This window comes from Amycolatopsis sp. CA-161197 (assembly GCF_050942255.1).
Classification (GTDB): domain Bacteria; phylum Actinomycetota; class Actinomycetes; order Mycobacteriales; family Pseudonocardiaceae; genus Amycolatopsis.
In genome coordinates, this window is sequence record NZ_CP192059.1 from 8,772,118 (window position 1) to 8,798,829 (window position 26,712).

Below are 26,712 nucleotides of genomic sequence, written 5' to 3' on the forward strand. Positions count from 1 at the left end.
GATCCTCACACCCGCTCGATGATGGTCGCGACGCCCATGCCGCCGCCGATGCACAGGGTCACCAGGGCGCGGCGCGCCTGGCGGCGTTCCAGCTCGTCGACCACGGTGCCGACCAGCATCGCGCCGGTGGCGCCGAGCGGGTGGCCCATGGCGATCGCGCCGCCGTTGACGTTGACCTTCTCCTCGGGCAGGTGCAGGTCCTTCATCCACTTGAGCACGACGGAGGCGAACGCCTCGTTGAGCTCCCACAGGTCGATGTCGTCCGGGGTCAGGCCCGCGGTCTTGAGCACCTTCTGCGTGGCCGGCGTGGGGCCGGTGAGCATGATCGTCGGCTCCGAGCCGATGGCGGCGGTCGCGACGATGCGCGCCTTCGGCGTGAGGCCGAAGGTCTTGCCGACCTCTTCGCTGCCGACGAGCACGATGGCCGCGCCGTCGACGATGCCGGAGGAGTTGCCGCCCGTGTGGACGTGGTCGATCTTCTCGACCTGGTGGTACTTCTGCAGCGCGACGGCGTCGAAGCCGCCCATGTCACCGATCGTGGTGAACGCGGGCTTGAGCTTCGCCAGGCCCTCGACGGTGCTGCCGGGGCGACGGTGCTCGTCGTGGTCGAGGATCGTGACGCCGTTGAGGTCCTTCACGGGCACCACGGACTTCGCGAAGTAGCCGCCGGACCAGGCCGCCTCGGCCTTCTCCTGCGAACGCACCGCGAACCGGTCGACGTCCTCGCGGCTGAAGCCCTCCATCGTCGCGATCAGGTCGGCGCCGATGCCCTGCGGCACGATGTACTCGTCGTACGCCGTGGTCGGGTCCATGAACAGCGCGCCGCCGTCCGAACCCATCGGCACGCGCGACATCGATTCGACGCCGCCGGCGATGATCAGCTGGTCCCAGCCCGAGCGCACCTTCTGGGCCGCGATGTTGGTGGCCTCCAGGCCCGACGCGCAGAAGCGGTTGAGCTGCACGCCCGCGACCGTCTCCGGCAGGCCGGACACGAGGGCGGCGGTGCGCGCGATGTCGGCGCCCTGCTCACCCACCGGCGAGACCACGCCGAGCACGATGTCGTCGATCGCCTTCGGGTCGAGGTTCGGGTGGCGGACCTTGAGCTCTTCGATCAGCCCGACCACCAGGTCGAGCGGCTTGGTGCCGTGGAGGGCACCGCCCTTGTTCTTACCTCGAGGCGTGCGCATCGCCTCGTAGATGTAGGCCTCGCTACTCACTGAACACTCCTCCGCGCAGCGGCGTGGTTGGACACTTCGGTGTATCTCACGGCCGAGCGTACCGGGCCATGGGTGCTAATGCCCATTAACATAAGCCCGGCGAACCCGATGGTGTCAATGGGTTGCCCGTGTTCCGATTAGCGCTATCGTCGGTTCACCATGAGTACTCCAGCCCGCGGGTCGCGCCCCCGCGACCGCAAGGCCCAGCTCGCCGCGGTCGCCGCCGGGCTGTTCCGCGCGCGCGGCTTCCACGGCGTCGGCATCAACGACATCGCGGCCGCGGCGGGCGTCACCGGGCCGGCGCTGTACCGCCACTTCGCGGACAAGCAGGCGATCCTGGCGTACGTCGTGCTGGCCGGGATCGACGACATGGAGGCGGTGACCGCTTCGGCGCTGTCGGGCGCGCCTGACCAGCTGGAAGTGCTGCTCACGGGCCTGGCCACGCAGGCCGTCGAACGGCGCGAGATCGCCGCTCTGTGGCGCTGGGAGGGCCCCCACCTGCCCCGCGACGAGCGCCGCGAGATCCGCCACCGCTCGGGCGCGGTGCTCGACGCGTGGACGAAGGCCCTCCTGGCCGCCCGCCCCGACCTCGCCGTGGACGACGCCGAGTTCCTGTGCTGGGGAGCGCTGTCGGTCTTCGGCAGCGTGGCCGTGCACCACACGACCGTGGCCCGCCGCCGGTTCGTGCCGTTGCTGGTGGAGCTGGCCACCGCTGTGTTGAACAGCACACTCCCCGCCGGGGGCGTCGCGGAGCTTGAGCGGGACGGCCTCGGCACACCTTCCCGCCGCGAACAGGTCCTGGCCGCCGCGACCGCGTTGTTCGGCGAACGCGGCTTCCACGCCGTGAGCATGGAGGACATCGGCGCCGCGGCCGGCATTGCCGGCCCCAGCGTGTACCGGCACTTTCCGAGCAAAGCGGCTCTGATGGTGGCCATCGGTCACCGGGCTGCGGACCGGCTGGCCCTCGCTGCCGAACAGGCGCTGCGGGCACCGGACGAGCTCTCCGCGTTGCGCCGGCTTGCCGCTTCGTACGTCCACACGTTGCTGCACACGCCCGAACTGCTCGTGTCCTTCACCGCCGACCGCGTCACCATGCCGGACCGCGACAAGGCCGATCTGCTTCGGGTGCAACGGGATTATGTGGATCAGTGGGTGGCTTTGCTGGGGACGATCTCGCCTTCCTTGCCGGCCCGCGAGGCGAAGATCCGCGTGCATGCGGCGTTGACGATCGCCAACGATCTGACTCGGACGCGTCGGGTGAGTGGGCGGGCGAATTTGGAGGCGGAGTTGACGGCTTTGTTGCATGTGGTGCTGGAGTGCCCGGTTCCGTGAGTTCTTGCGGTTTGTTGGGCGAAGTCGCTTGCTACCACGACATTTGCAGATCGGGGCTGAGCGTCGCGGCACCTTTTCAAGCGGCCCGGTGACTCTGGCGGCGATCGGAATCGGGGTGGGTGTGGCGTACGGGGTCGGCGAAGTGGTGAACCACTGGCCCGAGATCTCCCATGGGGCGGGCGACACCGCGCAAGACATCGGCCACGGCGTGGAGAACGCCGGAAAGGCCGTCGGCCACTTCTTCTCCAGTATTTTCCAGCCGTGACGAGCCCACTGCCTCCGCAGCCGGACGTCTCCACGGGCGAGCCGCGGCCGCCGCGGGCGCCCCGGAGTTTCGGGGCGCCGACGTGACACCGGTCGACCGAAAACCGCGCAGTCACCCGCCGACCCCGGACGGACGAGGGCCGGTGCTCGAATGGCGGCAGGAGACGCCGAAGAGTGCGCTCTGGGCCGGGGTCGTCACGGCGCTGATCGTTCTCGGGTTGCCGGCCGCGAACAGCGGCGGTGTCGGCCGGGTGCAAAAGCCCGGTCTGGCGTTCTTCTGGGTTCTCGCCCTCGGCGGCGGTTGGCTCATCTACAAGATCTTCAGCAACGTCTGGCTCGCCGCCGGCGCCACGTGGCTCCAGAACGGCCGGTATTGGGTCGACCTCTACCACTTGACGGAAGTCGCGGTGAGGGCTGCTGGCACCACCACTCCGCCGCCCGGCACGCGGGACGTCCTGAAGCTCCCCTGAAATATCCGTCCTGGGCGAAATCGCTGCCCGTTGCCGCTTCGGCGTGCGAGCATGCCGAGTGCCCACTGGACGAAGGCTGCATCTGGTCACGGCGGACGAGGGACATCGAGTATCGACGCTCGAGCTGTTCTTCGACCTCGTGTTCGTGTACGCGATCACGCAGACGACCCAGCTGATGGCCGACCACCTGAGCCCCCTCGGGGTCGTCGAGGGGCTGTTGGTGCTGGCGGTGCTGTGGTGGTGCTGGTGCTGCTACGCGTGGCTCGGCACGACGATCCATGTGGACCACGGCATCGCGCGGCTCGCGATGTTCGGGGCGACGGGCGTGATGTTCCTGCTCTCGCTCACGGTGCCCGAAGCGTTCACGGACCGGCCGGGCGGACTGGACGGGCCGTTGCTGTTCGTCGGGTGTTACGCGATCGTGCGGGTGCTGCACGAGGTCGCGTACCTGGGCGCCGCGCGGCACGACCCGGAGCTGCAACGCGTGCTGCTGCGGATGTTGCGCGGGCTGGTGCCGAGCATCGGGTTGCTGGTGCTGGCGGCGTTCCTCAACGGGCCGTGGCAGCTGGTGCTCTGGGTGGTCGCGCTGACCGTGGACTATCTGAACGTCTACTTCTCCGGCCCCGCCGGCTGGCGGCTCAACTCGCCGGCGCATTTCGCGGAGCGGTTCGGGCTGATCGTGATCATCGCGCTCGGCGAGTCGATCGTGGCGATCGGGATAGGCATCGGGCCGGTGCCCATGACGTGGCTGATCGCCGGTTGCGCGCTGTGCGGGATCGCGCTCGCGGCGGGCATGTGGTGGACGTACTTCGACGTGGTCGCGCGCGTCGCCGAGCACCGGCTTGCGGGAGCGAAGGGCGTGGAGCGCACGAAGCTCGCGACGGACTCGTACACGTTCCTGCACCTGCCGCTGATCGCGGGGATCGTGCTCGTGGCACTGGGTCTGAAGAAGGCGTTCCTCTACCTGTCCGACACCGCGCACCACACACCCGGCGAAGCACTGCACGGCGTGCCCATGTGGACGCTCACCGGTGGGCTCGCGTTGTACCTCGTGGCGCTGAGCGCGTTGCGGCGGCGGAACGTCGGCAGCTGGAACATCCAGCGCCTCGTGCTCGCCGCGGTGCTGCTCGGGGTCACGCCGCTGCTGGAGCATGCGCCCGCAGCCGCGGCGGTGGTCACCGCGGCCGTGGCGGTGCTGGGGCTGGTCGCGTTCGAGCGGATGGCCTGGGTGCGGCGGCAGGTGCCCCTGCCGCCGCGATGACCGTCAGGGGACCAGGTAGTTCCCGGCGACATCGGGTTTCGTCGGGTGGTAGTACTCCACGATGCCGTCGCGCCAGACGCGGACGGTGATCCGGTCTTCGGAATTGGGTTGGAAAAAATCAAACAATGCGTCGACGTTGGCCGGGTTGAATCCGATGGCGAGCATCAAAGCGGTGAAAAGCGGGCGTTCGATGAGGCCGTCGCCGTCGGGGTCGCCGAGGGCGGAGAGGGCGTCGGCGAAGTCGGTGACGGTGTCGTCGAACTTTTCGGGCGAGAGGACGCACGCGGTGAACTCGTCGTAGCTCACCTTGCCGTCGCGGTTGGCATCGAGTTCGCGCTCGACGGTGGTCCACCACTTGCTGAAAGAGGCGCTCAACGCGGCCTTCGCGGCATCGCTCGAGCCGCCCGCCACCTGCTCCACACGGGTGGACATCGCCGCGAAATCGCTCCCCTCGAGATATCCGTTGTGATCAACGTCGAACAATTCGAAAACAACCTTGGTCCGATCTTCGGTTGTGACGGCCATGACTCCCCACATCATTCCGGCGAAAATTCCACATCGAAGTGTGCCGAGACCCAGGTAACCATGAAACCGTTTCCACACTAAAGAGTGCAATTGCCGTCACCGGGCGAATTCACCGGAGAAGCGCAGCAGTTCGGCCGTTCGATCCACCGCCGGTGACGCACCGCCACGCGAAGCCGCCCGGCCCGTGCTAACCTACTCGCCAGTAGGTAACCCGAGGGAGAGGCCACATGGCTGCGGCGAGGAAACGAGACGCGATGGGCTTCGGCCTGGCCGCGCTCACCCGGCTGGCCGGGAGCGGCGTGATCGACAGGGCCGGGCTGCGCGGGCCCGTGCAGAACCTGGTCAAAGCGGGCACCCGCAACGGTTTCCGCGCGGCGGGGGCGGCCACGCGGTCGTTCAAGTCGATGCGACGGCTGGGCAAACCCGCGCGGCTCGCACCGACGACCGACACCGGGCTGTTCGACCTCACCCCGAGCGAAGACCAGCAGCTCATCGCCGAAACGGTCACCGAGTTCGCCGCCGAGCAGCTGCGGCCCGCCGCCGCGGACGCCGACGCCAAGCTCGCGGCGCCCGAAGGCCTGCTCATGCGGGCGGCGGAGCTGGGCATCAGCGTCCTGAGCATCCCCGAGGAGCTGGGCGGCGCGGGCACGGAACGTTCCGTGGTCACCAACGCGCTCGTCGCCGAGGCCCTCGCGCACGGCGACATGGGGCTGGCCGTGGCCGTGCTGGCGCCGTCCGCGGTGAGCACGGCGCTCGTGGCCTGGGGCGACGAGCAGCAGCAGGCCGACTACGTGCCCGCGTTCGCCGGTGACCAGGTGCCCGCCGCGGCGCTGGCGCTGCTGGAGCGCACGCCGCTGTTCGACCCGTTCAAGCCCGCCACCAAGGCCAAGCGCACGCCGAAGGGCTACCAGCTCGACGGCGTGAAGTCGCTGGTCCCGCGCGCGGCGGAGGCCGAGCTGTTCCTCGTCTCGGCCGATCTCGAAGGCCGCGGCCCGGCGCTGTTCCTCGTGGAATCGTCGTCGGCAGGCGTCACGGTGGAGGCCGAGCCCGCGATGGGCCTGCGCGGCGCCGCGACCGGCAAGCTGCACCTGGAGAAGGTCGCGCTGCCGGCGGGTGCGTTGCTCGGCGGCGGGAAGGCCGACGTGTTCACCGAGGTCGTGCGACTCTCGCGGCTGGGCTGGGCGGCGCTCGCGGCCGGGACGGCGAAGGCCGTGCTCGACTACGTGGTGCCGTACGTGAACGAACGCACCGCGTTCGGCGAGCCGATCAGCCACCGGCAGGCGGTGGCGTTCTCCGTCGCCGACATCGCCATCGAGCTGGAGGGCCTGCGCCTGGTCACGCTGCGCGCGGCGGCGCGGGCCGAGCAGGGCAAGGACTACGCGCGGGAGGCCGCGCTGGCGCGCAAGCTGGCCGTGGACAAGGGCATGCGCATCGGCAACGCGGGCGTGCAGCTGCTGGGCGGGCACGGCTTCGTGAAGGAACACCCCGTGGAGCGCTGGTACCGGGACTTGCGAGCGATCGGCGTGATGGAAGGCGCCGTCCTCCTCTAGAAAGGCTTTTCGATGATCAACCTCGAAGTTCCGAAGAAGGCCGGCGCGCTGATCAACCAGGCGTACCAGGCCGCGGCCGAAGTGTTCCGGCCGATCTCGCGCAAGTACGACCGCGCCGAGCACACCTACCCCGCCGAGCTCGACATGTTCGCCGCGCTGCTCGACGGCCTCAACTCCTCCGGCGAAGGCGGCGCGGGCGCGGCGGGCGTGCGCCGGTCCGCTCCGGACACCGCCAAGGCCAACCGCAACGGCGCCAACCTCAACGTCGTCCTCGGCACCATCGAAATGTGCTGGGGCGACGTCGGGCTCTTGCTTTCCATGCCCCGCCAGGGCCTCGGCAACGCGGCCATCAGCTCCGTCGCGACGGACGAGCAGCTCGAACGGTTCTCCGGCCTGTGGGCCGCCATGGCCATCACCGAACCGGACTGCGGCTCCGACTCCGCCGCCATCACCACCACCGCCGTCCTCGACGGCGACGACTACGTGCTCAACGGCGAGAAGATCTTCGTGACTTCGGGCCAGCGCGCGGATGCCGTGGTCGTCTGGGCCACTTTGGACCGTTCGAAGGGCCGCGCCGCGATCAAGTCCTTTGTGGTCGAGAAGGGCACCCCGGGCTTCGAAGTCGTTCGCGTGGAACACAAACTGGGCATCCGCGCGTCCGACACGGCCGTGCTGCGCTTCGAGAACTGCCGCGTCCCCCGCGAAAACCTGCTGGGCACGCCGGACATCGACACCGCCAAGGGCTTCGCGGGCGTCATGCAGACGTTCGACAACACCCGCCCCTTGGTCGCGGCCATGGCGGTGGGCGTCGCCCGCGCGGCCCTGGAGGAAACCCACCGCATCCTGACCTCGGCCGGCGTCACCATCGACTACGACCGCCCCCCGCAGCACCCGGCCGCCGCCACCTGGCTCGAACTGGAGGCCGACTTCGAATCCGCCTACCTCCTGACGCTGCAATCCGCGTGGATGGCGGACAACCGCAAGCCCAACTCCCTGCAGGCCTCCATGGCGAAGGCCAAGGCCGGCCGGACGGTCGTCGACGTGACCCTGAAGTGCGTCGAGCTGGCGGGGGCTTACGGGTACACGGAGGAATCGCTGCTGGAGAAGTGGGCCCGGGACGCGAAAATCCTGGACATCTTCGAGGGGACGCAGCAGATTCAGCAGCTCATCGTGGCCCGTCGAGTCCTCGGCAAGACTTCCGCCGAGCTGAAGTAGTTGTGACGTAACGGAAAGCCGCCCGGTCGCCGTCCCTTCTCGGAGCTCTGCGACCGGGCGGCTTTCGCGTCGGCGGGGACGGGTTTCATGATCAGGCCGCCTCCAGGCCGTCATCGAGGGCAGGCCGTCCGAAGACCGCGTCGACGGCCTCACGCGCCCGCTGGTGGCTCGACGGGACGAGGTGCGTGTATGTCCGGAGCGTGAAGCCCGGGTCCGCGTGCCCGAGGTAGTCCGCCAACTCCTTGATCGAGACCGCGCGAGCGAGCAACGTCGATGCGTAGAAGTGACGAAGCGCATGCATCCCGTCCGCGCGACGCCGGTACTCGACCCCTGCTGCGCGGAACGCTCCGTACCAGACGACTTTGGTGAACAAGTCCCCCGAGTACAGCCGGCCACCTTCCCCGGTCATCAGCAGCCGTGCCGTCACCGGCTCACCGTCAGCGCTCTGCCAGGGCAGCGTGACGGCCGCGGAGGGGAACCGGTCCTCGTGGTCGTCAATCTCGGCCAGCATGGCGGCCGACAACGGGATGGTTCGCTCCTTGCCGCCTTTCGGGCGCGCGAACATCACCACGCCCCTGACAGTCTTGATCTGTCGACGAATCTGCACGGTCATCGCCGTCCGATCGACGTCGTCAGGTGAGAAGCCCAGAATCTCACCCTGCCGCAGACCGAAGCCGGCACCGAGCGGAACTGCGATCTTGAACCGCTCCACCAGCCCCGACCTCACAGCCTGAACACGTTCCTCCGGCCATACGACGATCGGCGGGCTACTCGCGACCGGTCGCCGCACGGTCTTCGCGTGGCACGGGTTCTCACGAATCCGGCGGTCGTCCACGGCCGAGTCCATCACGCCGGAGACGGTGTTGAACAAGACCGCCTGGTAGTTGTCCGAGAGCTTCCGCTCTTCCATCGAGCCGACCCAGTCACGACTGGTCGACGGCTTGATCTGCCCGACCTTCTTGGTCTCGAAGACCGGGTAGATCTGGCTTTCGAGCCGACTGAGGATGGTTGACCGCGTGCCCGGGTCCGGAGACTGGCTCTTCACCCAGCTCTCCGCCTGCTGCCGAAACGTCGTCGAGGACGCCCGCGGATCGATGTACTTGTCTTCACGCTTGTCGGACTCGACGCCGATGAGGAAGTCTTCGGCGCGCTTCTTCTGCTTGTCCGCGAACGACTTCGAGCGTTCGTTGTTGTCAGGGTCGAGTTAGCGGACCTTGTACCGCAGACCGATGCCGTACAGCTCGGACCGTTCCATGACGGGCTTGCCCCGCGCGTTGAGGATGACCTTCCCGGTCACCGCATCCCGCGCGGGGCGAAACCAACGGTCTTGAATGTGCCCCATCAGGCCGCCTCCGCGTCGACCCAGGCGCGCAGCTTGGCCGGGTCATCGCGCAGGTGCCGACCGATCTTCTTCACCGGCGGGCCCTCACCGCGCCATTTCCACTGGTAGAGCGTCTTCACCGGGACCCCGAGGTAGTCGGAGACGTCCTCGACGGTCCAGAGCCGATCGATGTTGCTGATGTTGTTCATTGCTCCCCCTTTTGATCAGGCCGCGAGTCCAGTTGCCGAAGTTTCTGGAAGTCTCCCCGCCGCGAGTAGCGCCCGGTCGTACTCGGCCTTCCACGTGATCCGTTCCGCGATCGCGCGCATCACCAGGTGCGGCCGGGGCGGGACCTGCGGGTCGCCGGGCTCGACCTTGCGCCAAACCTGTTGTGACCGGTCGGCCTCCGGCTTCTCGATCCCGACCGCCGCGAGCGCTTGCAGCACGAAGGCCCGCCGGTCGGCTTTGTGGTCGACGAGCGTCTTGCCCGACCATTTCCGCGAGACCAGGACCCGACGACCGGGCAGCCCGAGCGTGGTCCGGCGGTGAGCCCGGCCCTTACAGTGCCCCGGCGTGGTCTTGCCGGTGACGCCTTTGGGCTGGACGCCGTAGAACAACCAGACCGCACAGCGCGACGAACACGGCGTGACCGACAGCTCGGCATGAAGCCGGTCGTGATGATCGGCCTGAGCCGCGCTGTCAGCCTCGACCACCTCACCCGTGGACTTTGTGAGGTACTTGGTCAGGTAGCCGATGTGACGGCCAGCCTCTTCGGTGCCGCCGAGGATGCCCTTCGAGTGCACCTGCCGCCCGAACGTGACGACGTGCGCCGGTTGCTCGACGGTCTCCACCGCGTCGTCCCACCGGGTCAGCGGCCTACGCGTCTCCGGATCGACGAAGCCGGCCTCCGGGCCGTCCCAGACCGGCAGACGATCGGCGTAGACGATCTCGTCATGCGCCGGCCACCAGACCTGGTGGTAGGTGGCTTCGGTGACCTGGCGGATCACGTCGTGCGGCACCGAGCCCCGTACAGCCGCGTGCAGGTGCGGAGCGGCCCGACGCTGGGGCTCGACGGTGGCGAAATACTGCGCATCCCAGCCGACGACCCGGCGCAGGTTCTGCCACCACCGATCCACGAGCGCCGAGAAGTGCACCGCGTCCCTGGCCGCCCGCCGGTAGTCATATCGACTTGGGTCGACCGGCGAGCCGTCGCCACGGACCGGGCCGTAGGTGTCGCAGGTCAGCGTCACGAACATGGACGGCCGGAACTTCCCCGCGTACTCCCGCCCGACCGTCGTCTTCGCGACCTTCTGCCGAGGCAGGTTCGGCGCACCCTGTCGCCGCTTGGTCGAGCGCTTCACGGCCCGCTTGGTCGGCAGGTCGAGGGCGGGCAGCCGGCCCCGCATCCCGAGTTGCCGAAGTTCCGCGTCGACCCCGGTGATCTCCTCCCGCAGTTCCTCGGCCTCCGCCTGGTCGTGCTCGACCACCTCCCGATACGCCGCCACCAGATCGGCGCGGTAGGTCAGCAGCTCCTTGTGATTATCCGAGGGCGGAGCGGCGGTGAGGGTGGGTTCTTCGGTCAGGTGCCAGCCCTCGCGGCACTGGGCCTGCCGCAGCGCCTTCGCCTTCCGCGCACACGGCAGGCACACCGACTCCACAGTGGACCCGCACGGCACCGAGACGTAACGGAGTTCGCCGGTTGTGGTGTCGCCGACCTCCATCGTGAACGGGCGGACGCAAACACCGTGCTTCTCCGCCGTCGCCCGGATCACGTCAGCCGCAAGCGGTGCCCGCATCCTCTCGGCGCGTGTCTCACTCATCAGGCCGCCACCTCCCCAGGCGAGGACCAGCCGCGCAGCAGGTAGACGGGCATGTCCTGCTTCGCCCCGGTCGGGAGGTCGGGAAACGTGCTTGGCTCGAACCGGACCACGCCGAACACCAGGACTGGAATCCCGCAGGGTGTCCGGCCGGTGATCGAGATGTGCACCCACTTGCCGTCGCACAGCCGCCACAGCCGGGCCGAGACGTCCTCGAGCGTCTGCGTCCACACCAGCAGCGCCCGCGCGACCTCCGGCAGGCCGTCCACGTCGAGCTGGACCGTGATCGGGCTGGACCAGACGTTGACGTCGACCGACGCGGCCGGCGGCAGCTGGTGCGAGTCCAGGTGGTCACGGATAGCGTCAAGGAAGATCATCAGCCGGTTCACGCGGCCACCCCCTCACCACCGTGTCGCAAATCCGCGACACCACCATTGGTCACGTACTCCAACGCCTTCACAGTGCTGTCAGAGACCCACCCGGCCCGGACACGCAACGGTTCGCGGATGCCCTCGCCCCACACGTAACCGACTCCGGCCTCCGAATCGCCGATCCGATTCGCCCAGGCACCACGCTCATACGCGCCGTCACCCAGCACCATCCCGACGTGCGTCTTGGACGTCACGCGCAAACACACCCGCCGGGTGAACAGCTCCCGGACCGGGACGGTGTCCTTGGTCGGCTCCTGGACATAGCCACGGATCGAGATCCCCAAGGCCCGCCCTTGGGTGGTCAGCAGCGCGACGCGTTCCACAATGGCCTCGCGGGTCTTGCGGTCGGTGTACTTGGTCAGCGCGCCGATCTCGTCGAACTCCAGCAGCTCCAACGGATACTCCGTCGACACCGGGATCGTGCGCAGCCGCCCGGCGAACGCGCGCTTGCGCGACTCCATCTCCTCCACCAGGCCGTCAAGCAGCTCGACCGCGTCCTTGCCGCCCACGGCGTAGCGAGAGAAGATCCCGCGCCCGTAGGCCAGTTCCATCCCTTGGGTCGATCCCGGACATGCGCACCACCCCGGCCCGGATCGCCGGAGCAGCGGCCACGAGCGGGCACCACATGACGCTGTTCTTGCCCGCGCCCGAGGCACCGGCGGTCAGGCAGTGCGCGCCAGAGCCGAGCAACGGGACGCGCCAGTCACGCCCGTACTCGGTCCGCCCGGCCCAGACGTTGCGCAGGTCCACGCCGGTCGAGTCGACGCCGTCGGGGACTTGGGGGCCGGCCACGCCGCCGCTGAGCAGGTCACGGCGTTGGAAGTCGATCGAGACGACGTTTGGGGCCAGCTCGCGGACCTGGCAGCGAGCGGCCTTCCGCGCCACGGCCAGGGCACGGGCGGCGTCATCGAAGTCCTCCGGCTTCTGCCCGGCCACCAGCTCCACCCGTACCTCATCCCACGAGGCACCCGAGCGGACGCCGAGCACCTTGGGCATCCGCGCGCTCGCCCGGTTCGACGTCGAGCGGGACAGGGCGCGACGCCGGCCGACCAGGTTCACGTTCACCACCACCGGCAGCGCCTCATCCCGCACCGACAGACCGCAGGCGTGCAGCCACTCCGGCAGCCTCCGCCCATAGACCGCCCACCGAGCCCACCACGACCGCAGAAACCGCCAGCACCACTGGTCGAACGAGACGGCGTCGATGAGCCACCACGCCAGCAGGACCACCGCGACGCTGCCAACGATGATCGCCAGCGAGAGCCAGCCGAGAAGCTGGCACCACACGAACACCGCGATCACGGTGAGGCTGGTCCGCCACCGCGTCACCACCTGCGCGAGCATCCAGAGCACGGCCTTGCACAGCCACCACAGCGCCACGAACACCACGGCCGCCGCAGCTACAGCTTCCACCACAGACGCCAAGGCGCGGCCGACCTTGTGCAGCACCCACACACCAAGTCCCAGCCCAGCCAGGGCCACTACCGCGAAGCCGGGAGACATCACCGACCACCCAGCTTCACACGGAGATCCAGCGGCAGCATTCCCAAGCAGGGAGCGCACTGCGTCTCGCCGGGCAACAATTTCGCGAAGCGTTTGCAGGAGGAGCAGCGCGTTCGGGTGACCCCCGTTGACGCTCGCCCGTTGTCATCGTTTAGCGTTGTCATTGTTCACTTCCGCTGGTTGTGGACAGCGCAGGAGCGGCAAGGTTGGTAGCCGGTTTCCGCTTCTGCGCCTTAACGGATCACACGCACCCACATCAGGACGTGCTTCATCGCCGCACGTCATAGCGTGCGTTTTTCGCTAGTACTGTTGACTTTCCGGTCGTCTACATGCGACTAATCAGCAGGCGTCCCTTCCGCCTGAAGTTCAGCCGAGATCTCACCCGCCTGCCGCTCCTCGTATCCGGCCCAGTACAACGCCTCGTGGTGATGACCCCGGTCGACGTCCGCGATCATCTTGTACAACCGCGCGTTGCCGAGAAGGAACGCCGGCCAGACCGACGGGTTCGCATTGTTCGGCGGCCGGCGATCCATCACGACCTCGTGCGCTTCCCGCAGCGTCTTCGGTTCAGCCTTCCGCACCGTCACGCCTCTCCGCGCGGGCTTCCAGCAGCGCCGCCAGGTCCTCGGCGTGGTCGCGGAGCCGGCGAAGGAACACCGCGCACCCCGTCCACGCGGTCTGATCCTCCGGCGGCACCAGCGTCACCACGCACAGCCCACCGGCCAGCACCAGGACCGGCGGATGTGACGCGCCCGTCCCGGTCTCCTCCACCGTCACCTCGGTCCCCCGCGCCCACCGTCCAGCGCAGTCCCAGCCCGTCCCACGTTGCCGTCATGTTGTTCCCATTCCCGGGCCAGGTCGGCGAACCCCTCGGCCGCCGACTCCAGCGCCGCCACACACCACCACGGCAACCCGCGCGCCTGCGCCAGCTCGTGCCACGCCCGCGACACCCGCCGAGCAGCGTTCGCCGTGTTCGTCGCACTCACCGGCGACAGGACCGCACGACCGTGCTCCCACGCGGCCATGTAGTCCCGATACGCCTGCTCCCACGCCTCGACCCGCTCGCGGAAGCCCATCCCTGTCACGCCGCCTTCGCCGTCTCACTGGCCCCGCCGGACCGAGACGGCTTGCTCGCGGCCTGCTTGAACCCGGTCGCGCGGAACACGTAGGACTGGTACTTGAACTCGCCCTGCCCCGCCACGCGCGGTTCGGCCGTCAGGCCGTCCAGCTCGATCGGCCGCATCCCGGGCAGCGCCTCCGAGGTGGTCGGCACCGGCTGGACGTCGGCGAGACTGGCGTTGAATGCGAGATCACCGGGGTGATCGGCCTGTACTCAGATCCCAAACACGTCATCGCCTACGACGATGGCGAAGTTAGGCAAGAGTTTTCAATCTGCTTTCGAGCGAAGTTCAGTGGTGGCGCGACGCGAACAAGTAGCGAAAGCAAGGAGGTCGCTTGGATTTCGGCCGATCAACTTAAGAACCTTACAGTCCACGCAAGCATTCGCCTGCGACTGCGCCACGCACTCGAACAACGCTCAACGCCTTACTTCACCTGAAGACCCTCAAACTGTTCAGTCACCGAGCCGCGCCATTCGCAGAGCAGCCACCGCAGCCTTTTTGAGCTGCAATAGTTAACGGCAGAGTAGAACAGCTTATGCCGCCGCGAGCAGGACGCGATCCACCCAGCGATGCTAGCAAGTCGCCAGACCGTAGATACCGCACCTTAAGTAACTCGCGATCGCGGTTCACGCTGAGAAATTGTATTGCGCCATTGCGCGACAGCTACCCAACGTTTTTCTTACTGCAAAGCCTCCAGTTGTTTAGTGATCTTGTCAACCAAGTCTTTGCATCTAGACGCATTCTTGAATAGACTAGTAACCTGACTTTGCTCAAATTAGTGCGCACCGCGGTCGTGGATGCGGGTGAGGGCATCGCGGAGGTCGTCGGGTAGCGGGTCGACGGCGGTGAGGGTGTGCTCGCCGGCCTGGATGTTGATGGTGCGGCTGCGGCGGGTGGTGCGCACGAACTTCTTGATCGGCCAGCCGGTGGTCTGCTCGATCCACCTGCTGACGGCCAGGGCGGCGAACACGACCGTCAGGTGCGCGTCGATCGACTCGCGCTTGTGGTGGTAGATCGGCCGCGCACGTAGGTCGTGTTTAGACATTCGGAACGACTTCTCGATGTGGAACAGTCGGTGGTAGGCGTCGATCACGAACTCGGCGGTGACATCCGGGAGGTTGGTGACGTAGCCTTTGAGGCCGGCAAGGGCGCGTGCCTTGGCTTCCAGGGTCCGGTTGACACTCTTGGTGGCGCCGGTGAGCTGGATGAACCGGTTGCGTTTGACCGCGGTCTTGCCGGCGACGGCCTGCTCGGCCTTGGCGACCTGTTCGTCGATGCCGTGCAGGGTGCGCCGAGCCCGGTCCGCCCGGTATTGGTAGTAGATGATCTGGTCGCGGCGCTGGTCCTTGGGGCCGGCAGGCCAGGGCTGGGTGAAGATGTGCCCGTCGGGGATCTGCTCATCCGGGTGCTCGTGGCGCCACGCCTGGACCACGTACGGCACGTCGGGTATCCGCGCGCCGAGGATGAACGACAACCCCGCGGCCTCGATGGCCTGCTGGTTGGCCGCAGAGATCATGCCAGCGTCGGCCACGACCGTGACATCAGCCAGCTGGTGGGCATCCATGAACGCACGGATGGTCGGCAGCATCGTAGTGGTCTCGCCCCGGTTGCCCTCGAACGCGTTAACCATCAACGGAAACCCACTTGCGTCGGTGAGCAGCCCGATCGTGATCTGCGGCTCCAGGCGGCGTTCTTTGGAGAACCCGGGCTCACGGAACCCGTCCCCGGCATCGGTCTCGAAGTACAAGGTGGACACATCTTAGAGAACCAGTGACGCCGGCCGCAGATCAGCGGTGCGGGCGCACGCCGCGGCCAACTTCTGCCGCCAGGACTCTTTCGCGAACGCGGGCAGACGCCGCTTGAGGGTCGCGTACGCCGGCGGGTCGAAACCTGCCTCCTCGACCACCCGTAGACTGTCCAGCTTGCTGGTCGGCTCGACGATCCGTGCCAGCACCAGTAATCGGAACACCTCGTCACCACCAGCGGCCTCCTCGAACCCCAACAGCTGGTAGGCGTGGCCGAGCGCGTCCCACAGGTACCCCATCCGCGACGACGTGATCGCAAGCGGCCCACCACCAGCACCACTGCCGGCCTGCAACGCCGCGAAGTCCGGGCCAAAGTCGAGCTCGGGCTGCCCCACAGCCAGACGCTGCCTCGCCACCGCCTTGAGCGCCTCCAACGCCGCATCGTCATGCGCCGAGCCGATGTGCTCGATGTCCCGCGACCCGCGACCCGCGACGCGAGGAGTGCACGATCTGCACCGCCCCGGCCCCCGACGCCGTCTTCACCGTGCGCACATACGCCACGAGAGACAGCCTAGAACCGGCCGCTTAGTGCGCAGATTTTCGCCGTTCACACGACGAAACCGCAGCTAAACAGCCAGCACCCTGACCCAAGGTCAGCGATCTTGAGCCAAAGTCAGGTAAGGTGACGGAATGGTCATGCGGGTGGCGGTTCCCGTGCTGCCGTGCCGAGATGTGCAGGCAGCGCGGTCGTACTTCACGGACGTGCTCGGATTCGACACCATATTCACCTGGGAGACCCCACCTAGCTACGCGGCCGTGATCCGCGACACCGCCGAGTTCCACCTGTACGCCGAAAGCAGCGTCGGCCCGGCCAGGGTGACGGTTGTCGTCGACGACGTCGATTCCTGCCACGACGAGCTGCGCGCCCGCGGCGCCGACATCGTCGAGCCACTGGCTGACCGGCCCTACGGGATGCGCGACTTCAACGTACGGACACCCGATGGGCACTTGTTGATCTTTAGCCAGCCGCTTACCGAGTACGGGTGACCATCAGCGGACCAGCCGGAAGAATGACCGGACCTCGTCGACGAACAACGCCGGCTGCTCGAACGCCGTGAAGTGGCCGCCCTTGCCGGGCTCGTTCCAGTACCGGATGTTCGGGAACCGGCGCTCCGCCCACCGCCGAGACGGGCGCTGCAGCTCCTTGGGGAAGACCGAACAGCCGGTGGGTACGGTCACCGGCGCGCCGGCCGACCCGGAGATCCATTCGTTGACCTGCCGGAGGCTTTCCCAGTACAGCCGGGCGGATGAGGCACCGGTGCCGGGCAGCCAGTAGAGCATCAGGTTGTCGAGCAGCTCATCCCGGGTAATAACCCGATGCAGGTCGCCACCGGAGTCGGTCCACGACCAGAACTTCTCGACGATCCAGGCGCAGAGGGCGGCCGGCGAGTCGACCAGCCCGTAGCCGACCGTCTGCGGCCGGGTCGACTGCTGCGCCGAGTATCCGGAGCCCCATTCGTCCGCCTCCCGCAGTGTCGCGAGCGCCGCCCGCTCGGCACCGGTGAGGTCGTCCAACGTGGCCGGATCGGGCGGTGCGAGCGGCGGCATGAGATGGATGCCGGCGACCCGATCGGGTTGCCGTTGACCGATGCTCGTGGCGATGCTGGTGCCCCAGTCGCTGCCCTGGGCGCCGAACCGCCGGTAGCCGAGCCGGGCCATCAGCTCGCACCACGCGTCGGATATCCGCTCGATCCCCCACCCCGGCGCGGCCGGCTTGTCGCTGAAGCCGTAACCGGGAAGCGATGGGCAGACCCCTAGAACCGGCCGCTCAGTGCGCAGATTTTCGCCGTTCACACGACGAAACCGCAGCTCAACAGCCAGCACCCTACCCAAGATCAGCGATCTTGAGCCAAGTCAGGTATTGCGCCATTGCGCGACAGCTACCCAACGTTTTTCTTACTGCAAAGCCTCCAGTTGTTTAGTGATCTTGCCAACCAAGTCTTTGCATCTAGACGCATTCTTGAACAGGCTAGTAATGTAGTTGTTGGCATACATCGATTCTACGCGTTCAGTCAGCATCTTTACGATCGATAGCGTAAACTTTGGCACGGTGTCTAAAATCTTCGACCAATCGAGATCCGGATCATCCACCTTGCTCATATCGAGCATATGAAACACTAGATGTGCAACTATTCTATTACCTTGCACGACAATAGACTTTTCTCGGCCCTCTTTTCTGTAACGCAAACGATTCAGCACAGAATCAACCGAACGCAGTACGTCAACGGTACGCCAAATCCTGAACGCACTGACCCCGGAATTGAAAAGCGATTTATATGGCGCCCTTTCCGTTGACTCCCACAGACGTCCTACGGCACTTTTCGCAAGAACCGCCAACGACGGGTCCGGATACGCGCACGCGAGCGCAACCGTTGCTTCGTAAACCGTGCACCCCGTAGCCTGATCTGGCGGTTGGTCACCTCGCTTGATCGCATAGATTTTGCTGCACGAAAGAAGCATCTCTACACGCAGCCTAGCTTGCTCAGGGTCCAGAGCTACGAAGTCGCTGGCCTCAACAGAATTCTGAGTATTAGTTGCCCTTGTAACTTCCTTCGCGAATTCCGGCGGACAAGCTTCCAGTGAGATGAACCGGATCCATACGCGTGCATTTTCAGCAGCTTCTGAGTCCTTCAACGCCCTGTGAATACTTGCAACCGTCTGCGCACCATTTACTACACTCGCGCCGAATAGCGAGAATTTTCCATAGTTTCGCGTGGTGGCTCCGCGCGCTGATTTTTCGATCTTTTGACAAAGAACAGTGATACCATTATTGAAGTACCAGAAATGCTCAGGCCCCCGAGTAAGAGTGTCCCGAAGGTCGTTGTTTACCCCAGTCGCACCTAGCGATCCGCGAATATTCTGCGCGAACAGTTTATCTCCGTATCGCGCATACCAATCGCCCACCGTCTTCGCGTCGACTACACCATAGAATGCCTCGTATGGCTCAGTTACAGTTCCCCAGTGCTCAACGGTTGCAGATAGGTCTACAGATCCCCCGTCTAGCCCTTCAGAAACCAGCGCATGAAACTCAGTCAGACCTAGAACCTGGAAGTCCACCAGTGGAATGGGGTTATTCAACTCTTCAAGCGTGTCGTCAAATACATTCTGAACGACAGGGTTAAGTGTACTTGCACCTGTCGTGGCTACAACCAGAACAAAGCGAACACTTGGATCCCCTAGAGCTTCACTTATGAGATCCTTCTGGCGAGCGATTTTATCGTTGAACCTGTCAAACCGTTCGTCAGTTAGGTCTTTGAAGCCGGCAACGAAGTTGCGAGAGTCACCCAGTCCTATAGTTGCCGTACCATTAGAATCCCACTTGGACTGCACAAGTATTACTTTTTAATTAGCCTGATCGAGGTAGATGGCGTCGATTCCGTTGTCATTACTTCCGTCGACCACACAGCTTGCAGCCTGCACCTGATCAACATCCGCAAACCGCTGAAGCGCGAATGCCGCCAAGGCTCTCGTACAAAACACCTTCTCTCGCTGCTCGTCGCTAGCCTTCGCATAGTCAGACATGTCGATAAGCTGATCGAAGTCACGAACCAGCGCAGCCTTGATGTGTCGCACGTGAACCTTGCTCAATTCCCATCCTCTCTGCGTTCAGCAGACGCCGCCTACTGCCGAATTTACCTCTACAGGATCAAGGGCGCGCCGCCGCTGGCGGCGCGCCTGTCGCCTACGTAGCCCCTCGCCTGGGCGGCCGCATCCGCTTCCGACACGGCGGGCTGCCGCTCCGCTTCGCCCGCCGGCCGGGCGGTGCGGCCGCCAGCGGGTCACCTGGCGCAGCGCCGCGCGGCGGCAACACACGAGTCCCCCGCCCCATCCCGGCCTCCTCGACGAGCTACGAGCGGTGGTGACATTCGGGTCGTTCGTGACTCGATCTCCGTTACGCACCGTCGTGGGAGACCTCCATCCCGACGCCGGATCGTGACAACGGCCGGTAGCACCGCGTCAAGACGGTGAAGCGTGTCTTGACCCGGCACCACCGGCCGCGTGCTTGGCCTCGTATCGGGATGCAGGGGTAGGTGTGGCTGGTCGCCAGGCCGTCTCCAGGCCGTCAGCGGCCAGGGAGAGGCGACAGACGACGAGAACTAACGAGACACATCAGCGCAGGTCAGAGGCCGTTTCCAGCCAAGATCGCAAGGTTAGCGAAAACCGGCTGAGAAATCCTGGACATCTTCGAGGGGACGCAGCAGATTCAGCAGCTGATCGTGGCTCGTCGGGTGCTGGGGAAGACTTCGGCGCAGCTGAAGTAGACCCGTGGAAGTGCCCGAGGAACTCCGAAGTGCCGTGGCGGGAAGCGACGTCGGCACCGAAGCGTGCTACCGCGACGCCCTCGACGCATTCAAAACGGCACTTTCCGCGCTCAAGTGAGTTTTTCCCCAACCCATCCGGCAATTTGCGCCCAAGGTGCAGAATATCGGATTGATCTCCGAACGATCGTTTTCCGCACCTTTGCCCTAGCCTTCCCCGCATGACGAACCCTGGGGTTTACGGCCCGCCGAAGGGCCTGGGGCAGGCGCGGATCTTCATGTGGATCCAGGTCGCCTTCAACCTGCTGGGCTCCCTCCTGCTCCCGACACCGGAGTCGCGGGCCTGCTGGTCGTGATCATCGTGATCAACATCCTGATGGCGGTGGTCCTCGCCGTCTGCGCGATCACGCTGCAATCGGGCAAGCAGTGGCCGTGGGTCACGGCGATCGTGGTCGAGGCGATCGTCGTGATCAACGGAATCGTGACCATCATCAGTTCCGGCGTGACCGGCATCCTGCCGATCGTGTTCGCCGGCCTCGCGTTGCGCGGCCTGCTGCACAAGGACGTCCGCGCGTGGATCACCGCCCAGCGCGGCCCCGCGCCCGCCATCTGACGGCAACGCAAAGCGGGCCACTCGGAGTCCCGGGTGGCCCGCTTCCCAACGCCGTCAGATGCGATCGTCGAGGAACTCGTCCAGATAAGTCCACGTGGTGCCCCGCGCCTTGCGCCCGGTGAGCACACCGAGGTGGCCGCCGGGTGCGGTGCGGAAGCGCACCTCCGGCGCGTTCTCCAGCAGCCGCACCACGCGTTCCACCGAAGGCTGCGGGGCGATCGTGTCGTTCTCGCCCGCGACGACGAGCACCGGGGCCTTCACGTCGGCCAGGCTGATCTTGCGCCCGTTGAGGTCGACGGTGCCCTCGGCGAGGTCGTTGGTACGGAACAGGCGGTGGTAGAGCTGCCCGAACGTGCGGCCCGGGTATGCGTACATGTTGTCCATGAAGTGGTCCACGGCCTCGATCTGCGCGAGGTAGTCGCGGTCGTCGAGGTTCTTGAGGATCGCGATGGGTTTCGTGATCTCCTTGCTGATGCCCGTCGCGCGGAACACGCGGCTGACCAAATAGGACGGTGCGCCGCCGAACGCGCGGTAGACCGGCGTGAGCAGGTGACCGCCGGTGAGGTCGACGAGCGGGCGGAACGGCGCGACGATCGGGATCGCCGCGAAGTCGACCGGCGACGCGATGGCGGTGACGGACTCGATCGGCAGCTCCGGCTGGTCGGCGTTCACCAGCAGCGAGAAGATCCCGCCCAGCGACCACGACACCAGGTGCACGCCCTCACCGCCCGCGTCTTCGCTCACCTTGCGGATCGCGCGCGGCAGCACCTCGTCGATCCAGTGCTCGATGCCGAGGCGCCGGTCGGAGAACGCCACGTTGCCGTAGTCGACGAGGTAGACGTTGCGCCCGGCCTCCACGAAGTGCTCGATCAGGCTGCAGCCGCGGCGCAGGTCGAAGCACAGCGCGGGCGCGGCCAGCGGCGGCACGAGCAGGATCGGCGGCCCCGACACCGGCGCGCCGCTGTGGGTCATCCGGTACAACGAGCGGTTCGGACCCTGGTCGATGAGCACCCGCGGCATCGGGCGCAGGTCGGCGACGCCACCGTGCAGCACCTTCCCCACGACGTTCGACGCCGCTGCGGCCAGCCGTGCCGTGGGTGAAACCATGCGTGCCTCCTGAGCTCGACCTCTCGGAGGCAATCTTGCCCGGGGCCGCGGGCGGCATCAACACCGCCACACTTGCAAGCACCCGGCAAGCACGTCCATTTCGGACAGTGCCCGGTGACCGGGAAGCTAGTTCCCCGAGTCGGCGGCCGGAGCGCTCTGAGCAGCGCGGGACTCGTATTCCGCCCGGGCCGGGGAATGCGCGGCCGAAGCCAGCAGCTGATCGCCGCCGAGCGCGCGGACGAACCATTCGCCGAACGCACGCGGGAACAGCCGCGTGATCCGGCCCGTGAAATCCAGGGATTTCGGCACGAAAACATCGAACTTCGGGTATTTCAGGGCATCCGCGATCGCCGCGGCGACGTCTTCGGGCCCCACCGACTTGATGAACTTCGCCTCGCCGAGCCCCGACGCCAGCTCCGTGCGCACGACCGCCGGCATCACACAGGACACCGACACGCCCGTGCCGCGCAGCTCCAGGTGCACCGCCTCCGACAGGCCGACCACGGCGTGCTTGGTCGCGCAGTACGTGGCCGCGCCCGGGAACCCGGACTTCCCGGCCATCGAAGCGACGTTCACGATGTGCCCGGTCCCCCGCGGCTTCATCCGCTTCACGGCTTCGCGCGTGCCGTGGATGACGGCGTGCAGGTTGATCTCCAGCATCCGGCGCGTCGCCGCGTCGTCCTCCTCGTCGAGCGGCGCGAGCGGCATGATGCCGGCGTTGTTGATCAGCACGTCGATGGGCCCGACCTGGCGTTCGACCTCGTCGAGGAACTCGGTGAACGCTCGGGTGTCGGTGACGTCCAGCGGCAGTGCGACGGCTTCGGGCCCCAGCTCACCGGCCGTCTTCTCCGCGCGGACGTGGTCGAGATCGCCCAGCACCACCCGCGCGCCGAGCCGCTTGAGCGCGGTGGCCGTGGCGGCCCCGATGCCCTGCGCGCCACCGGTGATGACGATGACCTTCCCGGCGAGCGAACGCGGCTGCTTGGCCATGACGGGGCTCCTCCTGCGTCGACGGAGACGGAACACTGTTGGCGTCGTGTCAATATGGTGCCCCGGCGTGGCGCCGAGCGCCAGTCGACTGCCCCGATCAGGGGCGTTGCTCGAAGACCTGACCGATCCAGCCGTCGACGTCGAAGCGGACCGTCGGCGTGAAGCCCTGGCCCTCGTAGTAGCGCTGCAGCTCGCCGTCGCCGCCGGCCCAGCAGTCGACGCGCACGAGGCTGATGCCGCGTTTCCGAGCCTCCGCCAGCGCGTACTCCAGCAGCCGCGTACCCACGCGATGCCCCGCGAACCGGCGCGACGTGATGAGCAGCCCGATGTACAGCTCCCGCTCCCCGGCCGGCGGCACGTGCTTGGGGCATTCGTCCTGAACGATCAGCGCCCCCGCGGGTTCCCCGTCCACCTCCGCGAGGCGCAGGCCCGGCTCCTTCGTCATGTCGGCCACGCGCGAGGCCCGGTGCGGAATGCCGCTCCACGGCCGATCACCCCACTGCCCGGCGCTGCCGCGCGCCACCAGCCACTCGACGGCCTCGTCGAAGAAGCGCAGCAACGTGTCGGCGTCGCCGGGCTCGCCCGGGCGGATCGTGAACGTCCCCATCCCCGACGTTGTACCCCTAGGGCAGCGTCAGGACCACCGGTCCGGCCTCAGTGATCGCGACGGTGTGCTCCGAGTGCGATGCGCGGGTGCCGTCGGTGGTGTGGACGGTCCAGCCGTCGTCGGCGTGCCGGTAGTCGTCGCGGCCTCCGCGGGTGAACATCGGCTCGAGGGCGAGGACGAGGCCGGGCCGCAGGCGCAGGCCGCGGCCGGGGCGGCCGTCGTTGGGCACCGGCGGGTCCTCGTGCATCGCGCGGCCGATGCCGTGGCCGCCGTGGTCTTCGGTGACGCCGTAGCCCGCGGCGCGGCCGATCGTGGCGATGGCAGCGGAGATGTCACCCATCTTCGCGCCCGGCTGCGCCGCCGCGATGCCGGCCGCGAGCGCCTGGTCCGTCGCCGCGATCAGGGCGAGGTCGGCCGGGTCCGCGGCGCCGACGACGAAGCTCACGGCGGCGTCGCCGTGCCAGCCGTCGATGGCCGCGCCGCAGTCGATGCTCACCAGGTCGCCGTCGCGCAGGCGGTACCGGCCGGGGATGCCGTGGACGATGGCGTCGTTCACGCTCGCGCAGATCACGCCCGGGTACGGCGTCGGCGCCCAGTTCGGGTGGTAGCCGAGGAACGACGGCTTCGCCCCCGCGTCGGCCATCACTTGCGCGGCAACGGCGTCCAGCTCGGCCAGCGACACGCCGGTGTCCGCGGACTCCCGCACCGCCGCCAGCGCCCGGGCCACCACGCGGCCCGCCTCCCGCATCACCGCGAGCTCGGTCGCGGTCTTCAGCTCCACCATGCGGATAACTATACCGGTATTACTATCCAGGTCCGTAGGCTGCCGCTGTGCACATCGAAACCCGCCTGGCCGAGCTCGGCCTCCAGCTACCGGAGCCGATGACCCCGCCGCCCGGCGTCACGCTCTCCTTCCCGTGGGTCCGCGTCTTCCGGGACCGCGCGTTCGTTTCGGGCCACGGGCCACTGCTGCCCGACGGGTCGCTCGCCGGCCCGTTCGGCAAGGTCGGCGCCGAGGTCACCGAGGAGCAGGCGTACGCGGCCGCCCGCCTGACCGCGCTCGCGGTGCTCAGCTCGCTGAAGCTCGCGCTCGGCGACCTCGACCGCGTCACGACGTGGCTGCGCGTGTTCGGCATGGTCAACGCCGCGCCGGGGTTCGCCCGCACCCCCGCCGTGGTCAACGGCTTCTCCGACCTCATCGTGCAGCTGTGGGGCGCGGACGCGGGTGACCACGCGCGCTCGGCGGTCGGCCTCGCGGAGCTGCCGTTCGGCATTCCGGTGGAGATCGAGGCGGAAGTGGCGATCGACTAAGCGCCGGCGTACCCGAATCGCGCGGGAGCCCCGGTGCCACGGGCGGCGACGTAGCCGTCGGGGCGCACGAGCAGCCAGCCGTCGTCGAGTTGCAGGTCGTCGGCCACCGATTCAGCCACGGGGCAGGCCGTCATCCCGGGCGCCGAGTGACGCACGGTGGCGCGGTGGACAAGCAGCCAGCGCGGATCACGCAGCCGGTCGAGGAAGTCGAGCCAGCCGGGCGTCGTCGCACCTGGAGGATCGACACGGGTGACGCGCTCGCCGGGTGCCGGAACTCCCGGACCGGGCGTGGTGAGCGGGCTGTCGACGTAGCGCGAAGCGAGTGCCTGCGTGCTACCGATGATCTCGCGGCCCGCACCGTCCACTCCGGACTGATCGGAGAAGTCGCCGTGCATCACGTAGTCGGTGATCATCGCGGTGGCGTCGAGCAGCGCGGCACCGACCGGGACGCGTTCGCGAGAGTACGTGTCCAGCGGGGCCACGCCGGCCTCGCCCGCGCAGACGGCCGCGAGTTTCCAGCCCAGGTTGAACGCGTCCTGCAGCCCGGTGTTCATGCCCTGGCCGCCGGCCGGGCTGTGGACGTGGGCGGCGTCGCCCGCGACGAAGCAGCGGCCGGACCGCATAGCCGGCACCGCGCGCTGCTGGATGGTGAACGGTTTGATCCAGTCGCGGATGCGCACCCGCGCCCGGGCGCCCGTCGCCGCGGCGAGGCGGCCGCGGAAGCGTTCGGCGACGGCGCCCGGAGTCTCGACGCCGCCGGCGGTCCACGCGGTGTCGGTCAGGCGCCAGCGCGCCGGCTCGGGCAGGGGGAACGCGAGCATCGCGGCGTCGTCGGCCGAAAGCCAGTGCATGGCGACGGGGTCGAGAGCGCTCTCGACCTCCGCGTCGACGACCAGCCACGTGTGGCCGGACTCGCCGCGCAGCGGGATTCCCAGCTGCTTGCGCACGACGCTGTGCGCGCCGTCGCAGCCGACGAGCCACGGCGTGGACACGGTTTCCCTGGTGCCGTCACGGACGACCACGGTGCGAACGGCGTCGGCGTCCTGTGTCAGGGATTCCAGGCGCGTCGACCATTCGACGCGCGTGCCCAGCTTCGCGAGACGTTCGCGCAGCACGCGCTCGGTGACGCACTGGTCGACCAACAGCACGAACGGGAAGCGCGAAGGCACTTCGCTGTAGCCGATGCCGTACGCGAGTGGCTCTTGGCCGGCGAGGTGCCGCACGAACTTCGTGACGCGCACGCCGTTCGCGAGCAGCTCGTCGAGCACGCCGAGCTCGTCGTAGATCTCCATCGTGCGCCCCAGGTTGCCCAGCGCACGGCTGATGCGCGCCGGCCCCGCGGCCGCGTCGACGATCCGCACCGGCACGTCGCGGCGCCGCAGCTCGATCGCGGCCAGCAGCCCCACCGGGCCCGCGCCGGCGACCAGCACCTCGTCCATGACCCCCACCTAAACTGTCAGGCTACCTGACAATAAGCCTCGGAGGTGGCCCGGTTCAAGAGGTTCAGTCGATGGCCTCCCAGTCGAGGTCCAGTGCGGCCCGCAGTTGCTCCAGCCGACGTGCGCCCACGCGTTCGCCGAGTTTGCGTTCGAGGTCTTCGAGCACTTCGCGCGCCAGGTTCAGCCGCGCGACGCCGGCCTCCGTCGGCCGGACGAGCTTGTTGCGCGCCGACGCCGGGTCCGGGTCCACGCGCACCAGCCCCGCCCGGGTCAGCTCACCGACCGCCTGGTGCGCCGACTGCCGCGCCACCCCCGCGCGACGCGCCAGCTCCGCGATCGTGATGCCCTCGGCGTCGAGCTTCGCGACGATGTCGATCTGCGTCATCGTCAGCCGCGCCTCGCCGCGCGCGGCCAGCTCCGTGAGGATGCCGTCCTCGAACCAGCGCGTCATCCGGCGCGCGAGCGGACCGAGCAGCGGACCCTGGCCTGAGCTGGGGGTTTCGGCAAGGGATCGACGTGACGTCATGCGTCGAGTCTAATCGTCAGGTACCCTG

The 26,712-nt window shown here is 67.5% G+C and carries 28 protein-coding genes and 3 pseudogenes; 10 read left to right on the forward strand and 21 right to left on the reverse strand.

Features of this window, described 5'->3' with window-relative positions:
• Positions 1–5 precede the first annotated feature (5 nt).
• Positions 6–1,217 carry an acetyl-CoA C-acetyltransferase gene (locus tag ACQPXB_RS41525; protein WP_360594468.1) on the reverse strand — a complete coding sequence of 404 codons (1,212 nt, stop codon included), beginning with the start codon at positions 1,215–1,217 and terminating at the stop codon, positions 6–8.
• Between the two features lie 159 nt (positions 1,218–1,376).
• Between ACQPXB_RS41525 and ACQPXB_RS41530 the strand changes: the two genes are divergently transcribed.
• From ACQPXB_RS41530 to ACQPXB_RS41545, 4 genes are all read left to right on the forward strand, one after another.
• The gene (locus ACQPXB_RS41530) at positions 1,377–2,549 is read left to right on the forward strand and encodes a TetR/AcrR family transcriptional regulator (protein ID WP_432847301.1); all 1,173 of its coding nucleotides are present in this window, start codon (positions 1,377–1,379) and stop codon (positions 2,547–2,549) included.
• 88 nt (positions 2,550–2,637) lie between these two features.
• Positions 2,638–2,814: a hypothetical protein gene (locus ACQPXB_RS41535; protein ID WP_432847303.1), complete on the forward strand. Its 177-nt coding sequence runs from the start codon at positions 2,638–2,640 to the stop codon at positions 2,812–2,814.
• A 142-nt stretch (positions 2,815–2,956) separates the two neighbouring features.
• The gene (locus ACQPXB_RS41540; protein ID WP_432847305.1) at positions 2,957–3,283 is read left to right on the forward strand and encodes a hypothetical protein; all 327 of its coding nucleotides are present in this window, start codon (positions 2,957–2,959) and stop codon (positions 3,281–3,283) included.
• A gap of 58 nt (positions 3,284–3,341) precedes the next feature.
• The gene (locus tag ACQPXB_RS41545; protein WP_432847307.1) at positions 3,342–4,544 is read left to right on the forward strand and encodes a low temperature requirement protein A; all 1,203 of its coding nucleotides are present in this window, start codon (positions 3,342–3,344) and stop codon (positions 4,542–4,544) included.
• 3 nt (positions 4,545–4,547) lie between these two features.
• Here the strand turns inward: ACQPXB_RS41545 and ACQPXB_RS41550 are convergent, their stop codons facing one another.
• A complete protein-coding gene (locus ACQPXB_RS41550) occupies positions 4,548–5,069 on the reverse strand; it encodes an EF-hand domain-containing protein (RefSeq protein ID WP_432847309.1) in 522 nt (173 codons plus the stop codon).
• 254 nt (positions 5,070–5,323) lie between these two features.
• On the opposite strand from ACQPXB_RS41550, the gene ACQPXB_RS41555 reads away from it, so the two are divergent.
• Together ACQPXB_RS41555 and ACQPXB_RS41560 are read left to right on the forward strand one after the other, a co-directional pair.
• Positions 5,324–6,619, forward strand: coding sequence for an acyl-CoA dehydrogenase family protein (locus tag ACQPXB_RS41555; protein WP_432857008.1), 1,296 nt, complete (start codon positions 5,324–5,326; stop codon positions 6,617–6,619).
• A 12-nt stretch (positions 6,620–6,631) separates the two neighbouring features.
• A complete protein-coding gene (locus ACQPXB_RS41560; protein ID WP_432847311.1) occupies positions 6,632–7,834 on the forward strand; it encodes an acyl-CoA dehydrogenase family protein in 1,203 nt (400 codons plus the stop codon).
• A 91-nt stretch (positions 7,835–7,925) separates the two neighbouring features.
• Here ACQPXB_RS41560 and ACQPXB_RS41565 read toward each other — a convergent pair whose 3' ends face one another.
• The 10 genes and pseudogenes from ACQPXB_RS41565 to ACQPXB_RS41610 form a co-directional block, all read right to left on the reverse strand.
• Positions 7,926–8,879, reverse strand: coding sequence for a tyrosine-type recombinase/integrase (locus ACQPXB_RS41565; protein ID WP_432847313.1), 954 nt, complete (start codon positions 8,877–8,879; stop codon positions 7,926–7,928).
• Positions 8,880–9,175: 296 nt separating this feature from the next.
• Complete coding sequence (locus ACQPXB_RS41570) at positions 9,176–9,364, reverse strand: helix-turn-helix domain-containing protein (protein WP_432847314.1); 189 nt, start codon at positions 9,362–9,364, stop codon at positions 9,176–9,178.
• 15 nt (positions 9,365–9,379) lie between these two features.
• On the reverse strand, positions 9,380–10,975 hold the full coding sequence (locus tag ACQPXB_RS41575; protein WP_432847316.1) for a replication initiator: 1,596 nt from the start codon (positions 10,973–10,975) through the stop codon (positions 9,380–9,382).
• The gene (locus tag ACQPXB_RS41580; protein ID WP_432847318.1) at positions 10,975–11,361 is read right to left on the reverse strand and encodes a hypothetical protein; all 387 of its coding nucleotides are present in this window, start codon (positions 11,359–11,361) and stop codon (positions 10,975–10,977) included. The genes ACQPXB_RS41575 and ACQPXB_RS41580 overlap by 1 nt, the downstream gene beginning before the upstream one ends.
• A pseudogene (locus ACQPXB_RS41585) lies at positions 11,358–12,906 on the reverse strand (FtsK/SpoIIIE domain-containing protein). Before ACQPXB_RS41585 ends, ACQPXB_RS41580 begins: the two are co-directional and overlap by 4 nt.
• Positions 12,907–13,241: 335 nt before the next feature.
• Positions 13,242–13,493 (reverse strand): AMED_5909 family protein, encoded by a 252-nt coding sequence (locus ACQPXB_RS41590; protein WP_432847320.1) that lies wholly within the window; start codon positions 13,491–13,493, stop codon positions 13,242–13,244.
• Complete coding sequence (locus ACQPXB_RS41595; RefSeq protein WP_432847321.1) at positions 13,474–13,677, reverse strand: hypothetical protein; 204 nt, start codon at positions 13,675–13,677, stop codon at positions 13,474–13,476. The genes ACQPXB_RS41590 and ACQPXB_RS41595 overlap by 20 nt, the downstream gene beginning before the upstream one ends.
• 2 nt (positions 13,678–13,679) lie before the next feature.
• Complete coding sequence (locus ACQPXB_RS41600; protein WP_432847323.1) at positions 13,680–13,991, reverse strand: hypothetical protein; 312 nt, start codon at positions 13,989–13,991, stop codon at positions 13,680–13,682.
• Positions 13,988–14,197 (reverse strand): annotated as a pseudogene (locus ACQPXB_RS41605) (hypothetical protein); the annotation flags it as partial. The pseudogene ACQPXB_RS41605 and the gene ACQPXB_RS41600, both read right to left, overlap by 4 nt.
• Before the next feature lie 605 nt (positions 14,198–14,802).
• Positions 14,803–16,333, reverse strand: a pseudogene (locus ACQPXB_RS41610) (IS1634 family transposase).
• A gap of 129 nt (positions 16,334–16,462) precedes the next feature.
• On the opposite strand from ACQPXB_RS41610, the gene ACQPXB_RS41615 reads away from it, so the two are divergent.
• Entirely contained in the window at positions 16,463–16,819 is a 357-nt protein-coding gene (locus ACQPXB_RS41615; protein WP_053731577.1) for a VOC family protein, read from the forward strand.
• 3 nt (positions 16,820–16,822) lie between these two features.
• Here the strand turns inward: ACQPXB_RS41615 and ACQPXB_RS41620 are convergent, their stop codons facing one another.
• The 3 genes from ACQPXB_RS41620 to ACQPXB_RS41630 all read right to left on the reverse strand — a co-directional run bounded on the left by ACQPXB_RS41620 (position 16,823) and on the right by ACQPXB_RS41630 (position 19,420).
• Positions 16,823–17,656, reverse strand: a complete 834-nt coding sequence (locus ACQPXB_RS41620; protein WP_432847326.1) for an alpha/beta fold hydrolase — start codon at positions 17,654–17,656, stop codon at positions 16,823–16,825.
• 72 nt (positions 17,657–17,728) lie between these two features.
• On the reverse strand, positions 17,729–19,162 hold the full coding sequence (locus ACQPXB_RS41625) for an AIPR family protein (protein WP_432847327.1): 1,434 nt from the start codon (positions 19,160–19,162) through the stop codon (positions 17,729–17,731).
• A 12-nt stretch (positions 19,163–19,174) separates the two neighbouring features.
• A complete protein-coding gene (locus ACQPXB_RS41630; protein ID WP_432847329.1) occupies positions 19,175–19,420 on the reverse strand; it encodes a hypothetical protein in 246 nt (81 codons plus the stop codon).
• Between the two features lie 892 nt (positions 19,421–20,312).
• On the opposite strand from ACQPXB_RS41630, the gene ACQPXB_RS41635 reads away from it, so the two are divergent.
• Positions 20,313–20,447 (forward strand): hypothetical protein, encoded by a 135-nt coding sequence (locus tag ACQPXB_RS41635; RefSeq protein WP_432847330.1) that lies wholly within the window; start codon positions 20,313–20,315, stop codon positions 20,445–20,447.
• On the forward strand, positions 20,444–20,704 hold the full coding sequence (locus tag ACQPXB_RS41640; protein WP_432847332.1) for a hypothetical protein: 261 nt from the start codon (positions 20,444–20,446) through the stop codon (positions 20,702–20,704). The genes ACQPXB_RS41635 and ACQPXB_RS41640 overlap by 4 nt, the downstream gene beginning before the upstream one ends.
• A 54-nt stretch (positions 20,705–20,758) precedes the next feature.
• Here the strand turns inward: ACQPXB_RS41640 and ACQPXB_RS41645 are convergent, their stop codons facing one another.
• From ACQPXB_RS41645 to map, 4 genes are all read right to left on the reverse strand, one after another.
• The gene (locus ACQPXB_RS41645) at positions 20,759–21,811 is read right to left on the reverse strand and encodes an alpha/beta fold hydrolase (protein ID WP_432847334.1); all 1,053 of its coding nucleotides are present in this window, start codon (positions 21,809–21,811) and stop codon (positions 20,759–20,761) included.
• Positions 21,812–21,937: 126 nt separating this feature from the next.
• Positions 21,938–22,801, reverse strand: a complete 864-nt coding sequence (locus ACQPXB_RS41650) for an SDR family oxidoreductase (RefSeq protein WP_386954859.1) — start codon at positions 22,799–22,801, stop codon at positions 21,938–21,940.
• 97 nt (positions 22,802–22,898) lie between these two features.
• Positions 22,899–23,408, reverse strand: a complete 510-nt coding sequence (locus ACQPXB_RS41655) for a GNAT family N-acetyltransferase (RefSeq protein WP_432847336.1) — start codon at positions 23,406–23,408, stop codon at positions 22,899–22,901.
• A 16-nt stretch (positions 23,409–23,424) separates the two neighbouring features.
• A complete protein-coding gene (gene map, locus ACQPXB_RS41660; RefSeq protein ID WP_432847338.1) occupies positions 23,425–24,192 on the reverse strand; it encodes a type I methionyl aminopeptidase in 768 nt (255 codons plus the stop codon).
• A gap of 47 nt (positions 24,193–24,239) precedes the next feature.
• Here map and ACQPXB_RS41665 point away from each other — a divergent pair, with 47 nt between their 5' ends.
• A complete protein-coding gene (locus tag ACQPXB_RS41665; RefSeq protein WP_432847340.1) occupies positions 24,240–24,719 on the forward strand; it encodes a RidA family protein in 480 nt (159 codons plus the stop codon).
• Here the strand turns inward: ACQPXB_RS41665 and ACQPXB_RS41670 are convergent.
• Positions 24,716–26,158: an FAD-dependent monooxygenase gene (locus tag ACQPXB_RS41670; protein WP_432847342.1), complete on the reverse strand. Its 1,443-nt coding sequence runs from the start codon at positions 26,156–26,158 to the stop codon at positions 24,716–24,718. The genes ACQPXB_RS41665 and ACQPXB_RS41670 overlap by 4 nt on opposite strands.
• A 64-nt stretch (positions 26,159–26,222) precedes the next feature.
• On the reverse strand, positions 26,223–26,684 hold the full coding sequence (locus ACQPXB_RS41675) for a MarR family winged helix-turn-helix transcriptional regulator (RefSeq protein WP_432847343.1): 462 nt from the start codon (positions 26,682–26,684) through the stop codon (positions 26,223–26,225).
• Between the last annotated feature and the right edge of the window lie 28 nt (positions 26,685–26,712).